Consider the following 19,728-nt stretch of genomic DNA (forward strand, 5'->3'; position numbering starts at 1 on the left):
GGGATTTTTACCCTGATAGCGGGCTTTATCGAGTCGCAATTTTCGGATCAGGGACGGGCTGAAACAGCGGATCAGTCTTGTTAAAAGCTTGGAATACCATAATATGGTGTTCATCTGAGGGGCGGCCATGGCGCTCTCCTCGGTTGGCGTCAAACAACTATAAGATCAGACAAACGCGAGTTATTCCTATGCCTCAGATGTCCCGGCAAGACCCCCTGATCGAGCATCACACGGTCGATTACGTCCCCCTCGCAGAGCGCCACGGGAAGGCCCGCGACCTGTTCACGTTGTGGTTCAGCACCAATATCGCGCCGCTGCCCATCGTCACCGGCGCGATGGTGGCCCAGGTGTTTCACCTCAACCTGATGTGGGGGCTGTTGGCGATTGCCCTCGGGCATCTGCTGGGCGGTGTGGTGATTGCCCTTGCCTCGGCCCAGGGCCCGCGCATGGGCATCCCGCAGATGGTGCAGAGCCGCGGTCAGTTCGGGCGCTACGGCGCGCTGCTGATCGTGTTTTTCGCGGCGCTGATCTACATCGGTTTTTTCATTTCCAATATCGTGCTGGCCGGCAAATCCATCGTCGGTATCGTGCCCTCGATGCCGGTGCCGGCGAGCATCCTGATCGGCGCCCTCAGCGCGACGGCCATCGGCGTGATCGGTTACCGCTTTATCCATACCTTGAACCGCATCGGCACCTGGGTGATGGGCAGCGCGTTGCTCGCCGGTTTTGCCTACATCTTTGCCCATGACCTGCCAGCGGACTTCCTCACCCGTGGCGGCTTCAACGCCGCCGGCTGGCTGGCCACAGTGTCGCTGGGGGTGATCTGGCAGATCAGCTTCTCGCCCTACACCAGCGACTATTCGCGCTACCTGCCGGCGGACATCGGCATCACCCGGCCGTTTATCGCCACCTACCTGGGCGCGACGCTGGGCACCATCCTGTCGTTCGCCTTCGGCCTGGTGGCGGCCCTGGCCACACCGGAAGGCACCGAAGCCATGGTCGCGGTCAAACAAGCCACCGGCGCGCTGGGGCCGGTCCTGATGGTGCTGTTTTTGCTCAATATCATCAGCCACAACGCCCTGAACCTGTACGGCGCGGTGCTCTCGATCATCACCTCGATCCAGACCTTCGCCAGCCGCTGGACCCCCAGCATCAAGGTGCGCGTGGTGCTGTCAGGCGTGATCCTCGCCGGCTGCTGCTTGGTGGCGCTGGGTGCGTCGGCGGACTTCATCGCGCAATTCATCGGGCTGATCCTCGCGCTGCTGCTGGTGCTGGTGCCGTGGGCGTCGATCAACCTGATCGATTTCTACCTCATCAAGCGCGGGGTGTATGACATTGCCTCGATTTTCCAGGCGGATGGCGGGGTGTATGGGCGGTTCAACCTGCATGCGATCGTCGCGTATTTCATCGGGATTATCGTGCAACTGCCGTTTGCCAATACGTCGTTGTACGTGGGGCCGTGGGCCAACCTGGTGGAAGGCGCGGATTTGTCGTGGCTGGTGGGGTTGGTGGTGACGTGTCCGTTGTATTACTGCCTGGCGACGCGTGGGCAGGCGCAGAAGGTCAGGGCGGTGAAGCTGGGTTACACCGACTAGACCCAATTGGCTCAAGTGCCCGGCCAGTGCCGTAATGCTGTTCAGTTAAGCGTATATCGCCCTCTGTAGGAGCGAGCTTGCTCGCGAAAAACGTCAACATTAACGCGTGCTTCCTGAATGAACGCGACGCCTGTGCGTTTTTCGCGAGCAAGCTCGCTCCTACAAAAGGCCTTAACTGAACGGCATTACGGCCAGTGCCGGGCATTTTTGTATCCTCGATAAAAACAAAAAAAGGCCGCTACGACCCGACGTCGTAGCGACCCGAAGGTGATGCATTCGTCAGGTGTCAGTGCGCTCCGGCCGCCTTGTTCAAATCACTCTCCGTCCACTGCGTATACACACATGCATCCGCCGTGGCCCAGCGCACCCGCACCGGGTCGCCGGCCTTGAGCGGCATGCCCGCCGCCGAGAGCGCCTTGACCGTCATCGACGTACCGCCCAGGGTCTTCACCGCGCAGGTCTGGCTCTCGCCCAGAAACAGCACCTCGCCGACAATCGCCGAGACCTCATTCCAGCCCGCCGCCAACGGTTGCTCTGCAGCCTGTTCGACGCTCAGCGCCAAGGCCTTTTCCGGGCGCACCATCAGCAATACATCCTGCTCGGTGTGCAGCCCGCTGGTCAGGCGGATCGACAGCGACTGGCCTTCGAACGACGCCGCCGCATTGCCCTGGGCCTTGAGCTTGAGGAAGTTTGAGTTGCCGAGGAACGACGCCACGAACGCGTTCGGCGGGTTCTGGTACAGGTCGAAACCGCTGCCCAGGCCGACAATCTTGCCGTGGCTGAAAATCGCGATGCGCTGGGACAGGCGCATGGCTTCTTCCTGGTCGTGGGTCACGTAGACGATGGTGATGCCCAGGCGCCGATGCAACTGGCGCAGTTCGTCCTGCAGGTCTTCACGCAGTTTCTTGTCGAGGGCGCCCAGGGGTTCGTCCATCAGCAGGATGCGCGGCTCGTACACCAGCGCGCGGGCGATGGCGACGCGTTGTTGCTGGCCGCCGGAGAGTTGCGAAGGGCGGCGATGCGCAAATTGCTCAAGCTGTACCAGCTTGAGCATGGCGTCGACGCGTTTCTCGCGTTCGGCGCCGGCCAGTTTGCGGATGGCCAGGGGGAAGGCGATGTTGTCGCGCACCGACAAATGCGGGAACAGCGAGTAGCGCTGGAACACCATGCCAATGTCGCGCTTGTGCGGCGGCACGTTGACCAGGGATTGGCCGCTGACCAGGATCTCGCCGCTGCTCGGCGTTTCGAAACCGGCGAGCATCGACAGGGTGGTGCTTTTGCCCGAGCCGCTGGAACCGAGGAACGTGAGGAACTCGCCGTCCTTGATGTCCAGGGAGATGTCGTCCACGGCGGCAAAGTCGCCGTAGTACTTGTTCAGGTTGCGCAGGCTGACCAGGGGTTGGCCAGGGTTGCGCACATCTTGGATCACTGCACTCATGTTCTACTCCTGGGCGCTTAGGCGCTGGTTTCAGTGCGCCTACGAAGGGCGGCGGCAATCACCATGACCAGCACCGAGAGGCCGATCAGCAACGTCGAGGCGACGGCGATCACAGGCGTCAGGTCCTGGCGTAGGGTGGTCCACATTTTGACGGGAAGGGTTTGCAGGGTCGGGCTGGCCATCATCACGCTGAGCACCACTTCGTCCCAGGAGACAAGAAAGGCGAACAGCGCACCGGCCACCATGCCTGGGCGAATCGCCGGGAAGGTCACCTTGAACACCGCCTGCAAGCGCGAGGCACCGCAGATCACCGCGGCGTCTTCAATCGACTGGTCGAACAGCTTCAGCGAGTTGATGATCGAGATGATGGTGAACGGCAGCGCGACAATCACATGGCTGACCACAAAGGCGAACATCGTGCCGGTGTAGCCGAGCTTGAGGAACAGCGCGTACACCGCCACGGCGATGATCACCAGCGGCACGATCATCGGCAGGGTGAACAGGCCGTAGAGCAGCTCGCGGCCGGGGAAGCGCCCGCGCACCAGGGCAAAGGCCGTCGGCAGCCCCAGCGCGACGGCGAAGATCGTGGTCAGCACCGCCACCTTGAGGCTGGCCATTGCCGCGTTCATCCAGTCGGGGTTGGAGAAGAACTGGCCGTACCATTTCAATGTCCAGCCCGGTGGCGGGAACACCAGCCATTGCGACGAGCCGAACGACAGCAGCACGATAAACACGATCGGCAACAGCAGGAACAGGCCGATCAAACCGGTGGTGGTGTAGAGGCCCAGGCGCATCCTGCGGCTCATGGCGTTGGGGGTCAGGAGCATGACGGCTTACCTCGCGTTGCTGGCGCCAACCGGGGATTCCGGCTGCAGCTTCAGGTAGAAGTAGAACAGCACCAGCGTAATCAAAATCAGCAACGCCGCACCGGCACTGGCCAGGCCCCAATTGAGGAATGATTGCACCTGCTGAATGATGAACTCGGGCAGCATCATGTTCTGCGCACCGCCCAGCAGGGCCGGGGTAACGTAGTAACCGAGGGACATCACGAACACCATCAACCCGCCGGAAAACAACCCCGGCCGGCACAGCGGCAGGAACACCCGGAAGAAGTTGGTCCAGGGGCTGGCCCCACAGATGGAACCGGCCTGCAGGATCATCGGGTCGATGGCCTGCATGGTCGCCTGCAGCGGCAACACGATGAACGGAATCATGATGTAGCTCATGCCGATCACCACGCCGGTGAGGTTATGCACCATTTCCAGCGGTTGATCGATGATGCCCATGGCCATCAGCGCCTTGTTGATCACGCCCGAGGCTTGCAGCAATACCAGCCAGGAATAGGTGCGGGCGAGCAGGCTGGTCCACATCGACAACAGCACGATATTCAGGATCCAGCGGCCCCAGCCGCGCGGCACCAGGGTAATCGCCCAGGCCAGCGGAAAGCCCAGCAGCAGACTGAACAGCGTCACCAGGCCGGCCACCGAAAAGGTATTGAGCAGCACCCGCGCATACGCCGAGTTGGCGAACAGCTGTTCGTAGTTGCCCAGGCCCGGCACCGGCTCCAGCACGCCGCGCAGCAGCAGGCCGATCAGCGGCGCCAGGAAGAACAGGCCGAGGAACAGCAACGCCGGGATCAGGTTGCTCGACCCGCGCCAACGCTGCCCCAGGGATGGCGCCCCGGCCCTGGCGCCAACGGCACCGCCGAGGGCGCCCGCGGCCGGCGTGGTTGCCGTCATTTTCATTTGACTAGCCATTCATTCCACCGTGTCGCAATGGCGGGACCGTTCTTGGCCCAGTAGGCGAAATCGAGGGTGATCTGGTCCTTGGCATACGCCGTCGGCAGGTTGGGCGCCAACACCGAATCCAGGCGCTGCACGCTGTCGATGTTCACCGGGGCATAGGCGGTCAGGTTGGAGAAATCCGCCTGGCCCTTGGCGCTGCTGGCATTGGCCAGGAACTTCATCGCGGCGGCTTTGTTCTTGGTGCCTTTAGGGACGACGAGGATGTCGGCCATCACCAGGTTCTGCTTCCAGCTCACGCCCACCGGCGCGCCATCTTCCTGCAAGGCGTGAATGCGGCCGTTCCAGAACTGGCCCATGCTCACTTCGCCGGAGGCCAGCAACTGTTGCGACTGCGCGCCGCCGCCCCACCAGACGATGTCTTTCTTGATGGTGTCGAGTTTCTTGAAGGCGCGGTCCAGGTCCAGGGGGTAGAGCTTGTCGGCTGCAACACCGTCGGCCAGCAGCGCCAGTTCCAGTACGCCTGGGCTTGGCCATTTATAGAGGGCGCGTTTGCCGGGGTAGGTCTTGGTGTCGAACAAGGCGCTCCAGTCCTGCGGTTTGCCGGCGCCGAGCTTGCCTTCGTTATAGCCGAGCACGAAGGAGAAGAAGAACGAACCGACGCCATGGTCGGAGACGAAACGCGGGTCGATCTTGTCGCGCTGGATCACCGAGAAATCGAGGGGCTCGAGCAGGCCTTCGGCGGCGGCGCGCAGGGCGAAGTCGGCTTCGACATCCACCACGTCCCACTGCACGTTGCCGCTTTCGACCATGGCCTTGAGTTTGCCGTAGTCGGTGGGGCCGTCCTGGACCACGGTGATGCCGCTGGCCTTGCTGAAAGGATCGGCCCACGCCTGCTTCTGCGCATCCTGAGTGCTGCCGCCCCAGCTGACGAAATTCACGCTTTCGGCTGCCATGGCCGCGTGGCTGGCCACGCTCAACAGACCCGCGAACAGCGCCGCGGTTGCACCTTTGTTCAACACCATGTTTACGCCCTCATTGTTGTGTTTATGAGCGGGGCTTAGGAGTGCCCGCCTATCGGGAGCAATCGGTCCGGACCCTGTTTTTTGAGCTGTCCGGACTATGGAATATCATATTATGGTATTCCAAACTTTGCGCAAGCACTTTGCCATACCGGCTATCCGCTGACGCTGGGTTTTACCGTCAGATGAAGGCGATGCTTTCCACGACTTCCAGGTCGTAACCGGTCAAGCCCGCGTATTTCAGTGGTGGTCCGAGGTGGCGCAGTTTGCCCACGCCCAGGTCCTGCAATATCTGCGCGCCGGTACCCACTTCCGAGTAAATCCGTGACTGCGACCGGCTGAACTGACGCGGCGCCTGGGTCAACTGCGGTACGCGTTCGAGCAATGCCTGGGACGATTCATGGTTGGCCAGCACCACCACCACGCCGCTGCCTTCTGCCGCCACGCGTTGCAGGGCGGCCCACAAGGTCCAGTTGGAGGGGCCGCTGTAGTCGGCGCCGACCAGGTCGCGCAGCGGGTCGATCACATGCACACGCACCAGCGCCGGTTCATCGCGGCGCAACTGGCCCATGACCATGGCCATGTGCACGCCGCCGTCGATGCGGTCTTCAAAGGTGATCAGGCGGAAGGTGCCGTGCACCGTGGGCAGGTCGCGTTCGCCGATGCGCACCACGGTGCGTTCGGTGCTGAGGCGGTAGTGGATCAGGTCGGCGATGGTGCCGATCTTGATCCCATGCTTGCGGGCAAAAGCTTCCAGCTCGGGGCGGCGGGCCATGGTGCCGTCGTCGTTCATCACTTCCACGATCACCGAGGCCGGCGTGTGCCCGGCCAGGCGCGCCAGGTCGCAACCGGCTTCGGTGTGGCCGGCGCGGGTCAGCACGCCGCCATCCCTGGCGCGCAGCGGGAAGATATGCCCGGGCTGTACGATGTCGGCGGGGCCGGCGTTACTGTCGACGGCCGCCGCCACGGTGCGCGCGCGGTCGGCCGCAGAGATGCCGGTGGTCACGCCGGTGGCGGCTTCGATGGACACGGTGAATGCGGTGCTGAACACGCTGCCATTGCTGGGCACCATCTGTTCCAGGCCCAGGCGTTGGCAGTGTTCGTCGGTGAGGGTCAGGCAGATCAGGCCACGGGCTTCGCGGGCCATGAAGCTGATAGTCTCGGCGGTGCAGCACGCCGCAGGCAGCAACAGGTCGCCTTCGTTTTCCCGGTCTTCGTCGTCCACCAGGAGCACCATCTTGCCCTGGCGGTAGTCTTCGATGATGTCTGCGATGCTGTTGAAGGGCATGGGGGATGCTCAAGTTATTGGTTGTATGTATTATGGTATACCATAAAATTCGAACAAGAGGATGTCCCGATGAAAGCCTATTGGATTGCCCATGTGGATGTGTCCGATGCAGAGCAATACACCCAGTACACCCAGCGCGCGCCGGCGGCCTTTGCGAAGTTCGGCGGGCGCTTCCTGGCAAGGGGCGGGCGCAGCGCGGCGCTGGAAGGCGGGCCGGCACGGCAGCGCAATGTGGTGATCGAGTTTGAGAGCTATGAGCAGGCGGTGGCGTGCTATGAGTCCGCCGAATATCAGGCGGCGAAGGGGCACAGAGCGGGGGCGGGTGAGGCGCAGATCATTATTGTGGAAGGTGTGGCGCCCTAGGCCTACCAGACCGAGTGTGGTCCAAATGTGGGAGGGGGCTTGCCCCCGATGGCGGTGGGTCAGCTATAAACACGCTGACTGACAGGCCGCCATCGGGGGCAAGCCCCCTCCCACATGTTGAACCGTGTTCAGGCTGAAGATCAGCGCATGAAGTGAATCTTGCCGTTGTCGTCATTGCCCATGTAAATCCCGTACACCCCGGCCTGGCGCTCTTCGATATAGCGCTCGAGAATCTGCCGGATCGCCGGGTAGTAGATGCTGTCCCAGGGGATGTCCTCGGGGGCGAAGAAGGTGTAGGCCAGGGTTTCCGGCCCGAACTGGCCGGTGATCTCCAGCGCGATGGCGCGGAAGATGATGTACACCTCGCTGATTCTGGGCACGCTGAAGATCGAGTAGGGCGACACGATCTCGGCGCGCACGCCGCTTTCTTCCCAGACTTCGCGCAACGCCGCCTCTTCGGTGGTTTCGCCACCTTCCATGAAGCCGGCCGGCAGCGTCCAGGTGCCGGGGCGCGGGGGGATTGCGCGCTGGCACAGCAGGTATTTGCCGTCCTGCTCGATGATGCAGCCGGCGATGATCTTGGGGTTGATGTAGTGGATGTAGCCGCAGCCCCGGCACATCAGACGCTCGTGGGTGTCGCCCGGTGGCAGCTGGTGACCGAGGTCACGGCCGCCGCAGGTCGGACAGAAGCTGGGGCTGGGCACGGTCAGTGACCTATGCGTGGTTCTTTGAGCGCGATGGGCAGGGTGATCTCGGGGAGCTTGCCGGTTTCTTCCTGTTTGCGCTTGAGGTAATCCAGGGCCACGGCGGCCGCTGCACGCACGTGGTCGACGCAGGCCTGGTGGGCGGCGAGGGGGTCACCGCTCTTGATCGCCTGGACCATGCGTTCCATTTCCTGGTTGCTGGCGCCACGCCGGTTCTGCTGGGACACCGAGGTCGCGCGCAGGTAGCTGATACGCGCCTGCAACTGGCGCAGTTGGGTGGCGGCCACGTGGTTGCCGCAGCCTTCGAGCAACACGTCGTAGAAGCCCTGCACGGAGTCGATCACTTGCTGCAGTTCGCCTTCCTTGAGGGCCTTGCGGTTTTCCTCGAGGGCTTTTTCCAGGGCCTTGATGTCCTTGGCCTTGGCGCGCAGGGTGAACAGTTGCACGATCAAGCCTTCGAGCACGCAGCGCAGTTCATAGATATCGACGGCATCGGCCAGGGTAATGATTGCCACCTGCGGGCCTTTGGCATCGGCGAATTCCACCAGGCCTTCGGACTCCAGGTGGCGCAACGCTTCGCGTACCGACGTGCGACTGACGCCGAGGCGGTCGCACAGGTCGCGCTCCACCAGGCGGTCACCGGGCAGCAGCTGGAAATTCATGATGGCGCTGCGCAGTTTCTCCAGCACGATTTCGCGCAGGGTGACCGGGTTGTGATTGACCTTGAAGCTGTCGTCGAGGGGCGCGCGTTTCATGGGGTCTGCTCTGAATGTAGCGGTTAACTGGAGGCCTCGGCATCGGCTTCGGCGAAGGCTTCACGGGCCAGCCGGAAGCTGTCCACGGCGGCGGGAACCCCGCAATAAATGCCGACCTGAAGCAGAATTTCGCGTATTTGTTCACGACTCAGCCCGTTGCGCAAGGCGCCGCGCACGTGCAGCTTGAGTTCGTGAGGCCGATTGAGGGCCGAAATCATTGCCAAGTTTATCATGCTGCGTTCTTTAAGCGACAAACCCTCCCGGCCCCACACATGGCCCCAGCAGTACTCGGTGACCATGTCCTGCAGCGGCCGAGTGAAGTCGTCGGCGTTGTCGATTGAACGCTGTACGTAGGCTTCACCCAGGACTTGCGTACGAATTTTCAGGCCCTGTTCATATTTTTCGTTGCTCATGCTTCAGCGCTCCTCAGGCCAGGGTCGGCAGCGGGCCCAGCTTGCCCTTGTGGTAAATCATCGGCGTTACCGGCTGCGCTGGCAGGATCAGGTTCTTCACCGCGCCGACAATGATCGCGTGGTCGCCGCCGTCGTATTCGCGCCACAACTCGCACTCGATAATGGCCGTGGCGTTGGCCAGCAGCGGGTTGCCCAAGTCGCTGAGGTGCCACGCGATGCCCTTGGCCTTTTCCTTGCCTTTACTGGCGAAGGCATAGGCTTCGGCGGTCTGGCCGGCGGACAGCAAGTGAATCGCGAAGCGCTTGCTGTCGCGCAGGATCGGGTAGGTGTCCGACGCGTAGTTGGGGCAGAACAGCACCAGGGCCGGGTCGATCGACAGCGCACTGAATGCGCTGGCGGTGATGCCGACGATGCCGCCGTCCGGGTCGAGGGTGGTGACCACCGTCACGCCCGAAGGGAACGAGCTCATGACGTCTTTGTAAATGCCGGGTTCGATCATGGTTGTGGACTCTTAACGCATCACAAAGGGATCAGGCATGGGTGCCTGGGACAGGTTGATCCACACCGTCTTCAGCTCGGTGTAGGCCAGCACCGAATCGATGCCGCTTTCGCGCCCGTAGCCGCTGTTCTTGAAGCCGCCGATGGGCGCCATGGCCGAGACGGCGCGGTAGGTGTTGACCCAGATGATCCCCGAACGCACGTCCCGGGCCAGTCGATGGGCGCGGCCCAGGTCGCGGGTCCAGATGCCGGCGGCGAGGCCGAACTGCGAGTCGTTGGCGATCGCCAATGCCTGGGCTTCGTCCTTGAAACGGATCACCGAAGCCACCGGGCCGAACACTTCTTCCTGCATGATTTTCATCGAGTTGGTGTCGCACTCGAACAACGTCGGCTCATAGAACCAGCCTGCACCGAGGTTCTGCGGGCGCTTGCCGCCGGTGCGCAGGCGCGCGCCTTCGGCGATGGCGTCCGCGACCAGGCCTTCGACCACCGCCAGTTGCTGGGCGGTGGCCATGGGGCCCATTTCGCTGGCATCGTCCAGAGGGTTGCCGATGCGGATGCGCTGGGCACGTGCCACCAGGCGCTCGACGAACTCGTCGTAGATTTCCTCCTGCACCAGCAGGCGCGAACCGGACACGCAGCTCTGGCCGGAAGCCGCATAGATACCGGCTATCGCACCGTTGATGGCGCTGTCGAGGTCGGCGTCGGCAAAAATGATATTCGGTGACTTACCGCCCAGCTCCAGCGACAGCTTGGCGAAGTTCTCCGCGCTGCTGCGCACCACATGCCGTGCGGTGGCCGCGCCGCCGGTGAAGGCGATCTTGCGCACCAGCGGGTGGCGGGTGAGGGCGGCGCCGGTACTCGGGCCGTAGCCGGTCACCACATTGACCACGCCCGGCGGAATCCCGGCTTCGAGGGCCAGGCGCGCCAGTTCCAGAATGGTTGCCGAGGCGTGTTCCGAAGGTTTGATCACGATGGTATTGCCCGCCGCGAGGGCCGGCGCGAGCTTGATCGCGGTCAGGTACAGCGGGCTGTTCCACGGAATGATCGCGGCGACCACGCCCATGGCTTCGTGCACGGTGTAGGCGAACAGGTCCGGTTTGTCCAGCGGCAGGGTGCCGCCTTCGAGCTTGTCGGCCAGGCCTGCGGTGTAGTGGAAGAACTCCGGCAGGTAGCTGACCTGGCCGCGGGTCTCGCGGATCAGCTTGCCGTTGTCGCGGCTTTCCAGCTGCGCCAGTTGCTCGGTGTTCTGGGCGATCAAATCGCCCAGGCGGCGCAGCAACTTGCCCCGTGCGGTAGCGCTGAGGCCACGCCAGGCCGGGCTTTCGAAAGCCGTTTGCGCGGCCTGTACGGCGCGGTCCACGTCGGCTTCATCGGCATCGGGCAGTTGCGCCCAGGGTTCGGCCAGGGCCGGGTTGAGGCTGTCGAAGGTCTTGCCGGACAGGGCATCGACCCATTCACCGCCGATGCACATCTGGAAGCGTGCGAGTGTCATGCAACGATCCCCTTTATTGGAGTGTTTTGGGCGTACACATTGGCCAGGAACCCCAGCAGCAGGCTATTGACCAGGCGCGGTGATTCCACCGGCATCATATGCCGTTGCTCGGCCAGCACCGCAACCGTGGCGCCGGGAATGCGGTCGGCCAGTTGCCGGGCCATTTCCGGCGTCGAGCCGGGGTCCAGTTCGCCGGTGGCGACCAGGGTGGGCGCGCGCAGCCCCTTGAGGTCATCGGCGCGGTACATGTCCTGGGTCGCAAACAGCTCGTAGGTGGTCAGGTAGCCCTGGGGGTCATTGCCCGCCAGGGTCTGGCGCAGCGCGGCGATCTGCGCTGGGTTGGCCGCCTGGTATTCAGGGCTGAACCAGCGCGACAGCGCCGCTTCCGCATTTGCATCCGGCCCGTGCTCGGCGGCCTGGGCGGTGCGCGCGATCACGCCGGCGCGCTGCTCGGGGCTGCGGTTGAACACACTGTTAAGCACCACCAGGCTTTTGAGACGGTCGGGGTAATGCAGGGCGAACGCCCGTGCAACCAAGCCGCCCATGGAAAACCCGATCACCGTAGCCTGGGGCAGTTGCAGGTGGTCGAGCAGCTCCAGCAACTGGTCCGCATAGCCGAGCAACGGCGTGCCGGCGGCCGGGCGCGGGCTGGCGCCATGGCCGAGCATGTCATAGCTGATCACGTGGTAGTTCGTGGCCAGGCCAACGACTTGCCCGCCCCACATTTCTTTGTTCAGGCCCACGCCGTGGATCAAAACCACAGGCTGGCCTTGGCCGGTCGCCAGATAACTGGTGCCGGCCGGGGTGCGTTCAGCGGTGAGCCGAATCATGGAGCGCTCCTGCATGCTTTTTCTTATGGCCGGTGTTGCTTACTGGGCTTGTTCAGCCGCCAGCTCTTCCAGGTCGATGTAACGGTTGCCGATCCGTGGGTGCAGGCGGCCGCCATCGGCGCAGCCCAGCACGACGACGATTTCGTCAGCGCGCGGCGCGTCTTCGATCTGCATTTCCAGGGTGATGTAGTGCGAGCGCAGGCCTTCGTCGTCCTTGTGCATCATCGGAATCTGGATCGAAGTGCCCGGGCCGCCGCGCTTGTTGGTGAAGCTCAGGTAGCTCTTGGCCTTGACCGCTTCACGGTAGTGGTTGCCGAAGCGCAGGGTATGGATGATCGCGCTCGCGTGTTCGATCTCGCCATCGGCACCCACCACGGCGGCTTTGCCGTAGGCCTCGATGTTTTCGGCGCCACCGATGATGGCTACCAGACGCTCGACCATCAGTGCGCCGAGATCGGAGCAGTTGGCGCGGATCTCCGGCTTCAGGTCGTCGACGAAACCACGGCCCAGCCAAGGGTTTTTCAGCACCACGGCCAAGCCGACCATTTTCACGGGCGTGTCGGAGGCTTTGCCGCCCTCGATAAAGGTCTCTTCTACATAACTGACGATCTTGCGGATTTCGAAACTCATGGGCTGCTCCGTCTAAGTGAGGGTCTGCGTATGATGGTATACCATAATACGAGAAGCGCAATAGCTGTAGGAGAGAGCTTGCTCGCGAAAAACTCACAGGCACCGCGTTCATTCAGGAAGCACGCGTTATCGTTGAAGTTTTTCGCGAGCAAGCTCGCTCCTACAGTTGATCGCTGGCAGTGCTTGAGAGGGGGAAGGGGTGCAGCGATCAGGCGGTGAAGGGCTCACCGCCTGTTTCGGGAGGGAGAGTCAGTACTTGAAGCGGCCCACCAGGCCTTTGAGCTGGCCGGAAATATCGGTCAACCGACCTGACCCGGTCTGCGCCGTGTGGGCGAAACCTTCAACCAGCTGCGCATCGGCATGGATTTGCGCGATGTGCCGGTTGATCTCCTCGGCCACCTGGTGCTGCTCTTCGGCGGCCGTGGCGATCTGGGTGTTCTGGTCGCGGATCGAATCCACCGAGCCACGGATCTTGTCAAAGCTGTCGCGGGCCTGCTGGATGCGTTCCACGCTGGTGTGCGACACCAGCAAACTGCCTTGCATCTGCTGGGTGACTTCCTGGGTGCGGCGGGCAAGATTGCCCAACAGGCTGTCGATCTCGCCGGTGGAATCGGCGGTGCGTCGGGCGAGGGCGCGGACCTCGTCGGCCACCACGGCGAACCCTCGGCCCTGGTCACCGGCGCGGGCGGCTTCGATCGCGGCGTTGAGCGCCAGCAGGTTGGTCTGTTCGGCAATCGAGCGGATGGTGTCGAGGATAGTGTTGATGTTCTGGCTGTCCTGCTCCAGCAACTGCATGGTCTGGGTCGACTTCTGCAGGTCTTCGCTGAGCTTGAGCACGCTGCCGGTGGCTTCGCCGATGTGCTGCTGGCCGTTGTGGACGTCGCGATAGCCTTCGTCGGCACTTACCGCGGCGGCGCTGCATGAGCGGGCCACTTCATTGGCGGTAGCCACCATCTCGTTGAAGGCGGTGCTCACCAGTTCCACGGCTTCGCGCTGGCGACCGGCGGCCTGGTTCATGTTATTGGCCACTTCGCTGGTGTCGGCGGCGGCCGATTGCAGGTCCGAGGACGCGTTGCCGATGCGCTGCACCAGTTGGGCAATCATGCCCAGGAACTGGTTGAACCAGCCGGCGAGGCTGGCGGTTTCGTCCTTGCCTTGCACCTTGAGCTGGCGCGTGAGGTCGCCTTCACCTTCGGCGATCTCTTGCAGGCCATCGGCCACACCGCGAATCGGGCGCACGATCATGCTGGCGAAACTGGCGCCGACAATGGCGAACACCACGGCCAATACGGCGGCGATGGCCGCGATCAACCAGGTCAGGCGGGTGGCGCCGGCCATCACTTCATCGCGCTTGATCAGCCCGATAAAGCGCCAGCCCAGGTCTTTGGAGCTGACCACGTTGGCCATGTAGGCGACGCCGTCGATGTCGATCCGGGTCACGCCGTCGCCGCCCTTGGCCAGTTCCGCGTAGTTCGGGCCCAGGTCGGCCAGCGGCTTGAAGTTGTGCTTGGCATCGCTGGGGTCCACCAGCACGTTGCCGTTGCCTTCCACCAGCATCAGGTAGCCGCTGTCGCCAAGCTTGATGGTGCGCACCAGCTCAGTCAGTTGCTTGAGTGACACGTCCAGACCGACCACGCCGAGAATGCTGCCGGTGGCATCGGCGACGGTGCGTACGGTGCCGATCAGCACCACGTCATCCGGCGCCCAGTAGTAGGCGCCGGTGCGCACGGTCTTGCCCGGCGCGGCGACGGCGGCCTGGTACCAGGGGCGCACGCGTGGGTCGTAGTTGTTGAGCTTGGTGTCGTCCGGCCAACTGGCGTAGCCGCCGTCGCTCAGGCCCAGGGACAGGTAAGCGGTGCTGGGATGGCTTTTGGCGAACTGGTCGAAAATCGCCAGCAGTTCGGTATTGGTCGGTGTGAGCGGGATTTGCGCCGCGTCCGCGCCGGCGTAGCTTTTCAGGTCCTTGGCCGCGATAACACGCGGGTCCTTGGCCACGTACTCGACGTTCTGGCTGATGCCGTCGAAGAATTGCTTCATGCCGTTGTCGATCTGACGGATCTCGCGACCGCTGCTGTCGAGAAAGTTGGCGAGGGCGCCTTCGCGCACGTTCAGCACCACGATAACGGCGACCAGGATGACCGGCACGCACGCGATGGCCGCAAATGCCCATGTCAGCTTCTGCTTGATATTCATGACTTCACCCGCGGGTATTTATAGTTTTGGCAAGGGGAAACGGTCGTGCTAAGCGTCGCATGCGTTGTTATGGGGCCGAGGCCATGCGTACCCTCGGTTTATCGACCGAGGGCGCCGGCACTTGAGGGGAAGGGCGGGGGCTCAGCCGATCTGATCGCCGGCCAGGGCGTCACGGCGCATCGACTGCAGGTTTTTCTCGATGGTTTCGCAGATCGCTTCCATTTGGATCTGATGTTCACTGGAGCGAAACGGGCTTTGCAGGTCGGTGCCGATGCGTTCGATAGCCAGCAGCATGAAGCCCACCACCGTGGAGGCCAGCGGGGTGAACCAGCCGAGGGATTCCACCAGGCCCACGGGGACGATCAGGCAGAACAGCGAAATGAACAGCCGTGGGAAATACACGTAGGGGTAGGGCAGCGGCGTGTTGGCGATGCGTTCCATGCCGCCCTGGGCGTTGGACAGATCCACCAGCGTCGACTCCAGCCGCGCCAGGCGGATGCTGTCCAGGTGCCCGGCCTTGTATTCCCGGGCGAGCAAGGCGGCCGAGCCGGTCAGAATATCGTTGGCAAAGTTGTTGGTGGCGCCATTGCGTGCGAATTCCTCGTCAGGGATGAACGCGCGCACTTCCTCCGGGCAGGGCTCGCCCTTGAGGTGCGCGGCCAGGCAATTCACATAGGCCACATGCCGGCGCAGCAGGGTGGATTTGATCGGGTTCACTTCGCTGTCGGGGTCGTCCAGCAGGGTCAGCACCTGGCGCGCGAAGCTGCGCGAGTTGTTGACCATCGAGCCCCATAAGGTGCGCGCTTCCCACCAGCGGTTGTAGGCGCTGCTGTTACGAAAGCTGATCAGCACCACCAGCGCCGAACCCAGCAAGGTCAGGGGCATCAGCGGCAGGTTGATCTTGGAGTTGAGGAACAGCATGAAATCCACCGTGACGGCGATATCCCACAGCAACAGCCAGAACAGGGCCCAGCCCACATAGCCCATGGTCTTGATGATCAGGCGGTATTTCTTGAGAAGGGCAGCTTTCAAACGAGAACCTCGCGGCGTGCGGTTGGCGACAGTGCCAGGTTACGACGCCAGTGACGGGTGAAGGTTCGCCCGACGAGACCCGGTTGGATGTTCTAGTCAATGCAAGACCCGATGCCGGTGTGAATGTAACAGGAAGTATCTTCGAACGGCCGATGCCACGGGCCGGCGAGAAAACTGGAACAACTTTGGTACTGATGACGTCTTGCGCGGCAATCGCTGTACATTGCGTTCGAGGCAAAAAGCCATTAACCGCAGGGTTTACCACGTGATTTGTTTTGGGGCCGGGCTGCAGGGATTTCGTAGCTGAGATCAGGAATCAAGTTGGATGATCAGGGCTCTTTCATGCATGTCAGTTCGTTGAAGTCGGCTATGTGTAATACCGCGCAAGCGCTCGAACGTCATAAGGATTTTGAATCGTGCTTGAGGGCGCATTACCACGTGCTGCTCGTGCCTTATTCCAGACGACCGTTTTTCTATAAGAGTGCACTTAAATACAGCCGTTTGATGGTGTCGTTTGCGTTATTGAGTGAGTACTTCGCCACACCGTTACCGTTGTTGTCCGAAGTTAAAACCCTGTGCGTGACGCGCAGGTATTGTTCGAAAAACAGCCTGGAGTCAATGTTTCTGTTATTGCGCGCGCTGGGCTTCATGGACGTGGCGCCGCACCCGGAAGACAGTCGTTTCCGGGTCTATGCGCCCTCGGATGAAGCCTGCCGTGAAGCACGCTTGATGTTGACCTCGCTCACCGAGTCGTTGGCGCGGCTGTACCCCGATCGGGCGATCTTCCGGCAAATGCGCGAGTTGGATGACCGCGGCTTCCTGGCGCTCTATTTCAAGGGCTTTGCCATCATTCTCGACGCCGACCTGACGGTCGATGTATTGCTGCCCGAATGTTACTGGCTGGTGAAAAGAGACGCCGGGCACCTGTTGATGCTGGCCATTTATAACGATGCCTTTGCCCCCGAAAATGATCGGGCAACGTTCAGGTCTTCGTCCTATCTGGCATTGGCCAAGCAACTTTCGGTGTCCAAGACTCACGTTATCCGAATGGTTCAAGAGGGCGTGGACAAGGGCTATTTCAAAGCGCACTCCAAGACCCGCCTGGAAGTGCTGCCACCCTTCGTCAGCCTGGTAAAGCGGTTCATGGCCTTTTCATTTGCGGTGGGCCTGCATGCTATTGAAATGGGAGCGTAAGGATGCCGGCTCACTTGAAGTTAAGACCCAGGATGCGCAGGTTGCTGTCGCCTGCGGTCACGCAAGCCGAATGGATAGGCATCATTGCCTGGATCGGTATCGGTTGGATCCAGGCCACGCTGTTCGACCTCTGCATGTTGAGTGTCACCCTTGGCCTGTTGCTTGTTTGCCGTGCTCATTCGCTGACGACGAACTTTGTGCTGTGGCGATTGCTCGGGGTGACCTATATCGTGCTGTTGTCCGTAGGGTTCGCCTATGTCATTCACTTGAATCCGCAACTGCGTATCTATGGCTTGCCCTTGGCCGTCACGCTGGTGGTTGGCAGCGCGATTCTGTTTATCAGTGTCCAGGATTATCTGGTCGGCGCGCTGTCGGTGTGGCTCATTCTGTGGTCGCCCATGCAGGCCGAGCTGTATGCAGCAACCCAGGGCTATCTGCTGATATTTTGCGCTTCGTCGGTGTCGATCGGTTTTATCCTCAGTTACTCGTACCTGAAGAACCTGCGCTCGGTGTTGCTGGTGGAAAGCGAGTTTCGCGCCTTGGCCGAGACCGATTACCTGACCTCCATCCTCAACCGGCGCGCGTTCATGCAAAGCTTCGAAAAGTTGCTCGACAGTGGCCAGGGCGGCTACTTCATCATGCTCGACATCGACAGTTTCAAGGCCATGAACGACCGCTATGGCCACGACGTCGGCGACAAGATTCTACGCGCCATGGCGCTCTGCCTGAAAAACGCCAAAGGCAGCTACAGCTTTGGCAGGATCGGCGGGGAAGAATTCGGCGTGCTGTTGCAGGGCGATGACCCGGCGCTTGCCTGCGAGTATGTGCTGGATCTGCTGCAGGCGATCCGTTGCAGCGTCGCGGCGCCGCACAACTACACGTGCAGTGCCGGCATGGCGCGCTTTGCGTCAGGTGACGAACTGTCGATGGTACTCAAGATTGCCGACAAGAACCTGTATGGCGCCAAGCGCAATGGCAAGGACTGTGTGCACCTGGACGGCGCGCCGCTGCGGCCCGTCGCGGCCTGAAGCGCAGCCCGTGTTGTTCAGCGCTGGGCCAGCACACTGGCCAGCAACCCGGGGAAGCGCTCCTCGAGCTCGTCACGCCGCAATGAGTTCATATGGGTGGTGCCCACATTGCGCGTGTTCACAAGGCCCGCGTCGCGCAAGACCCTGAAGTGGTGGGACATGCTGGACTTGGGCCGCCCACCGTCCAGTTCGCCACAGGTGGCTTCGGGCACGCCGGCCAGGCAGCGCACGATGTCCAGGCGCACGGGGTCGCTGAGGGCGTAGAGCAGACGCTCCAGCGTGAGTTCTTGCAGGGTAGGGTGTTTGAAGGCGCGCATGGGGCGAATCATAACAGGGGGGTAGCACTGAATACCATAGTTCGATTACCATCGAACTATCGAATCACACACCCTTCCCATGGAGTCTCTGATGTCCGCGTTATTCGAACCGTTCAAACTAAAAGACGTTACCCTGCGCAATCGCATTGCCATTCCGCCGATGTGCCAATACATGGCCGACGACGGCATGGTCAATGACTGGCACCACGTGCACCTGGCCGGCATGGCCCGCGGCGGGGCCGGCCTGCTGGTGGTCGAGGCCACCGCCGTTGCGCCTGAGGGGCGGATCACCCCAGGCTGCGCCGGTATCTGGAGCGATGCCCATGCCGAGGCGTTCGTGCCGATGGTCAAGGCCATCAAGGCTGCGGGCTCCGTACCGGGTATCCAGATTGCCCACGCCGGGCGCAAAGCCAGCGCCAACCGCCCATGGGAAGGTGACGACCATATCCCGGCGTCCGATGCCCGCAGTTGGGAGACCATCGCCCCGTCGGCGATTGCGTTCGGCGCGAACCTGCCCAACGTCCCGCGTGCCATGACCCTGGAGGATATCGCCCGCGTCCAGCAGGACTTCGTCGATGCCGCCCGGCGTGCCCGTGATGCCGGTTTCGAGTGGATCGAATTGCACTTCGCCCACGGCTACCTGGGCCAGAGCTTTTTCTCCGAACACTCCAACCAGCGCACCGACGCCTACGGCGGCAGCTTCGACAACCGCAGCCGCTTCCTCCTGGAAACCCTGGCCGCCGTGCGTGAAGTCTGGCCGGAAAACCTGCCGCTTACCGCACGTTTTGGCGTGATCGAATACGACGGCCGTGATGAGCAGACCCTCACCGAGTCCATCGAACTGGCCCGCCGCTTCAAGGCCGGTGGCCTGGACCTGCTGAGCGTCAGCGTCGGGTTTACCATTCCCGACACCAACATCCCGTGGGGTCCTGCGTTCATGGGCCCGATTGCCGAGCGTGTGCGCCGCGAGGCGGGCATCCCGGTCACGTCGGCGTGGGGCTTTGGTACGCCGCAACTGGCCGAAGGCGCGCTGCAGGCCGGGCATCTTGACCTGGTGTCGGTGGGCCGCGCGCACCTGGCGGACCCGCATTGGGCGTACTTTGCGGCCAAGGAGCTGGGCGTGGAAAAGTCGTCCTGGACCTTGCCGGCGCCTTATGCGCACTGGTTGGAGCGCTATCGCTGAGCCAGCGG

At 62.4% G+C, this 19,728-nt stretch carries 19 protein-coding genes and 2 pseudogenes; 5 read left to right on the top strand and 16 right to left on the bottom strand.

Features of this window, described 5'->3' with window-relative positions; genetic code table 11:
- Positions 1-188: 188 nt before the first annotated feature.
- Positions 189-1,595: a purine-cytosine permease family protein gene (locus TU82_RS08280; protein WP_057721956.1), complete on the top strand. Its 1,407-nt coding sequence runs from the start codon at positions 189-191 to the stop codon at positions 1,593-1,595.
- 286 nt (positions 1,596-1,881) lie between these two features.
- Here the strand turns inward: TU82_RS08280 and TU82_RS08285 are convergent, their stop codons facing one another.
- The 5 genes from TU82_RS08285 to ribBA all read right to left on the bottom strand — a co-directional run bounded on the left by TU82_RS08285 (position 1,882) and on the right by ribBA (position 7,085).
- Positions 1,882-3,033: an ABC transporter ATP-binding protein gene (locus TU82_RS08285; protein ID WP_057721957.1), complete on the bottom strand. Its 1,152-nt coding sequence runs from the start codon at positions 3,031-3,033 to the stop codon at positions 1,882-1,884.
- Positions 3,034-3,050: 17 nt separating this feature from the next.
- The gene (locus TU82_RS08290; protein ID WP_057721958.1) at positions 3,051-3,860 is read right to left on the bottom strand and encodes an ABC transporter permease; all 810 of its coding nucleotides are present in this window, start codon (positions 3,858-3,860) and stop codon (positions 3,051-3,053) included.
- 6 nt (positions 3,861-3,866) lie between these two features.
- Entirely contained in the window at positions 3,867-4,790 is a 924-nt protein-coding gene (locus tag TU82_RS08295) for an ABC transporter permease (protein ID WP_420892996.1), read from the bottom strand.
- Complete coding sequence (locus TU82_RS08300) at positions 4,775-5,800, bottom strand: ABC transporter substrate-binding protein (RefSeq protein WP_057721960.1); 1,026 nt, start codon at positions 5,798-5,800, stop codon at positions 4,775-4,777. Before TU82_RS08300 ends, TU82_RS08295 begins: the two co-directional genes overlap by 16 nt.
- Positions 5,801-5,978: 178 nt before the next feature.
- Positions 5,979-7,085, bottom strand: coding sequence for a bifunctional 3,4-dihydroxy-2-butanone-4-phosphate synthase/GTP cyclohydrolase II (ribBA, locus tag TU82_RS08305; RefSeq protein ID WP_057721961.1), 1,107 nt, complete (start codon positions 7,083-7,085; stop codon positions 5,979-5,981).
- Between the two features lie 69 nt (positions 7,086-7,154).
- Here ribBA and TU82_RS08310 point away from each other — a divergent pair, with 69 nt between their 5' ends.
- Positions 7,155-7,448 (top strand): DUF1330 domain-containing protein, encoded by a 294-nt coding sequence (locus TU82_RS08310; RefSeq protein ID WP_057721962.1) that lies wholly within the window; start codon positions 7,155-7,157, stop codon positions 7,446-7,448.
- 140 nt (positions 7,449-7,588) lie between these two features.
- On the opposite strand, the gene TU82_RS08315 is transcribed toward TU82_RS08310, so the two are convergent.
- The 10 genes and pseudogenes from TU82_RS08315 to TU82_RS08355 form a co-directional block, all read right to left on the bottom strand.
- The gene (locus TU82_RS08315; protein WP_057721963.1) at positions 7,589-8,152 is read right to left on the bottom strand and encodes an NUDIX hydrolase; all 564 of its coding nucleotides are present in this window, start codon (positions 8,150-8,152) and stop codon (positions 7,589-7,591) included.
- A 2-nt stretch (positions 8,153-8,154) separates the two neighbouring features.
- Positions 8,155-8,907 carry a GntR family transcriptional regulator gene (locus TU82_RS08320; protein WP_057721964.1) on the bottom strand — a complete coding sequence of 251 codons (753 nt, stop codon included), beginning with the start codon at positions 8,905-8,907 and terminating at the stop codon, positions 8,155-8,157.
- A gap of 23 nt (positions 8,908-8,930) precedes the next feature.
- The gene (locus TU82_RS08325) at positions 8,931-9,320 is read right to left on the bottom strand and encodes a carboxymuconolactone decarboxylase family protein (RefSeq protein ID WP_057721965.1); all 390 of its coding nucleotides are present in this window, start codon (positions 9,318-9,320) and stop codon (positions 8,931-8,933) included.
- A 13-nt stretch (positions 9,321-9,333) separates the two neighbouring features.
- On the bottom strand, positions 9,334-9,819 hold the full coding sequence (locus TU82_RS08330; RefSeq protein ID WP_057721966.1) for a flavin reductase family protein: 486 nt from the start codon (positions 9,817-9,819) through the stop codon (positions 9,334-9,336).
- 12 nt (positions 9,820-9,831) lie between these two features.
- Positions 9,832-11,313 carry an aldehyde dehydrogenase gene (locus tag TU82_RS08335; RefSeq protein ID WP_057721967.1) on the bottom strand — a complete coding sequence of 494 codons (1,482 nt, stop codon included), beginning with the start codon at positions 11,311-11,313 and terminating at the stop codon, positions 9,832-9,834.
- On the bottom strand, positions 11,310-12,143 hold the full coding sequence (locus TU82_RS08340) for an alpha/beta fold hydrolase (protein ID WP_057721968.1): 834 nt from the start codon (positions 12,141-12,143) through the stop codon (positions 11,310-11,312). The genes TU82_RS08335 and TU82_RS08340 overlap by 4 nt, the downstream gene beginning before the upstream one ends.
- A gap of 39 nt (positions 12,144-12,182) precedes the next feature.
- Positions 12,183-12,773: an amino acid synthesis family protein gene (locus TU82_RS08345; RefSeq protein ID WP_057721969.1), complete on the bottom strand. Its 591-nt coding sequence runs from the start codon at positions 12,771-12,773 to the stop codon at positions 12,183-12,185.
- 249 nt (positions 12,774-13,022) lie between these two features.
- A pseudogene (locus TU82_RS29540) lies at positions 13,023-13,538 on the bottom strand (methyl-accepting chemotaxis protein); the annotation flags it as partial.
- A gap of 345 nt (positions 13,539-13,883) precedes the next feature.
- Positions 13,884-14,966, bottom strand: a pseudogene (locus tag TU82_RS29545) (HAMP domain-containing protein); the annotation flags it as partial.
- Between the two features lie 141 nt (positions 14,967-15,107).
- Entirely contained in the window at positions 15,108-15,998 is an 891-nt protein-coding gene (locus TU82_RS08355) for a bestrophin family protein (protein WP_057721971.1), read from the bottom strand.
- A 342-nt stretch (positions 15,999-16,340) separates the two neighbouring features.
- Here TU82_RS08355 and TU82_RS08360 point away from each other — a divergent pair, with 342 nt between their 5' ends.
- The gene (locus TU82_RS08360) at positions 16,341-17,192 is read left to right on the top strand and encodes a hypothetical protein (protein WP_173667466.1); all 852 of its coding nucleotides are present in this window, start codon (positions 16,341-16,343) and stop codon (positions 17,190-17,192) included.
- A gap of 2 nt (positions 17,193-17,194) precedes the next feature.
- Entirely contained in the window at positions 17,195-18,220 is a 1,026-nt protein-coding gene (locus TU82_RS08365) for a GGDEF domain-containing protein (protein ID WP_057721973.1), read from the top strand.
- A gap of 17 nt (positions 18,221-18,237) precedes the next feature.
- Here TU82_RS08365 and TU82_RS08370 read toward each other — a convergent pair whose 3' ends face one another.
- A complete protein-coding gene (locus tag TU82_RS08370; protein ID WP_057721974.1) occupies positions 18,238-18,537 on the bottom strand; it encodes an ArsR/SmtB family transcription factor in 300 nt (99 codons plus the stop codon).
- 91 nt (positions 18,538-18,628) lie between these two features.
- Here TU82_RS08370 and TU82_RS08375 point away from each other — a divergent pair, with 91 nt between their 5' ends.
- On the top strand, positions 18,629-19,720 hold the full coding sequence (locus TU82_RS08375; RefSeq protein ID WP_057721975.1) for an NADH:flavin oxidoreductase/NADH oxidase: 1,092 nt from the start codon (positions 18,629-18,631) through the stop codon (positions 19,718-19,720).
- Positions 19,721-19,728: the final 8 nt, after the last annotated feature.

It is taken from the genome of Pseudomonas orientalis, from assembly GCF_001439815.1.
Lineage (GTDB): Bacteria > Pseudomonadota > Gammaproteobacteria > Pseudomonadales > Pseudomonadaceae > Aquipseudomonas > Aquipseudomonas orientalis.

Coding starts and splice junctions, on each gene's coding strand:
- TU82_RS08280 (WP_057721956.1), top strand. CDS start 189: ATGCCTCAGATGTCCCGGCAAGACCCCCTGATCGAGCATCACACGGTC.
- TU82_RS08285 (WP_057721957.1), bottom strand. CDS start 3,033: ATGAGTGCAGTGATCCAAGATGTGCGCAACCCTGGCCAACCCCTGGTC.
- TU82_RS08290 (WP_057721958.1), bottom strand. CDS start 3,860: ATGCTCCTGACCCCCAACGCCATGAGCCGCAGGATGCGCCTGGGCCTC.
- TU82_RS08295 (WP_420892996.1), bottom strand. CDS start 4,790: ATGGCTAGTCAAATGAAAATGACGGCAACCACGCCGGCCGCGGGCGCC.
- TU82_RS08300 (WP_057721960.1), bottom strand. CDS start 5,800: ATGGTGTTGAACAAAGGTGCAACCGCGGCGCTGTTCGCGGGTCTGTTG.
- ribBA (WP_057721961.1), bottom strand. CDS start 7,085: ATGCCCTTCAACAGCATCGCAGACATCATCGAAGACTACCGCCAGGGC.
- TU82_RS08310 (WP_057721962.1), top strand. CDS start 7,155: ATGAAAGCCTATTGGATTGCCCATGTGGATGTGTCCGATGCAGAGCAA.
- TU82_RS08320 (WP_057721964.1), bottom strand. CDS start 8,907: ATGAAACGCGCGCCCCTCGACGACAGCTTCAAGGTCAATCACAACCCG.
- TU82_RS08325 (WP_057721965.1), bottom strand. CDS start 9,320: ATGAGCAACGAAAAATATGAACAGGGCCTGAAAATTCGTACGCAAGTC.
- TU82_RS08330 (WP_057721966.1), bottom strand. CDS start 9,819: ATGATCGAACCCGGCATTTACAAAGACGTCATGAGCTCGTTCCCTTCG.
- TU82_RS08335 (WP_057721967.1), bottom strand. CDS start 11,313: ATGACACTCGCACGCTTCCAGATGTGCATCGGCGGTGAATGGGTCGAT.
- TU82_RS08340 (WP_057721968.1), bottom strand. CDS start 12,143: ATGATTCGGCTCACCGCTGAACGCACCCCGGCCGGCACCAGTTATCTG.
- TU82_RS08345 (WP_057721969.1), bottom strand. CDS start 12,773: ATGAGTTTCGAAATCCGCAAGATCGTCAGTTATGTAGAAGAGACCTTT.
- TU82_RS08360 (WP_173667466.1), top strand. CDS start 16,341: ATGCATGTCAGTTCGTTGAAGTCGGCTATGTGTAATACCGCGCAAGCG.
- TU82_RS08365 (WP_057721973.1), top strand. CDS start 17,195: ATGCCGGCTCACTTGAAGTTAAGACCCAGGATGCGCAGGTTGCTGTCG.
- TU82_RS08370 (WP_057721974.1), bottom strand. CDS start 18,537: ATGCGCGCCTTCAAACACCCTACCCTGCAAGAACTCACGCTGGAGCGT.
- TU82_RS08375 (WP_057721975.1), top strand. CDS start 18,629: ATGTCCGCGTTATTCGAACCGTTCAAACTAAAAGACGTTACCCTGCGC.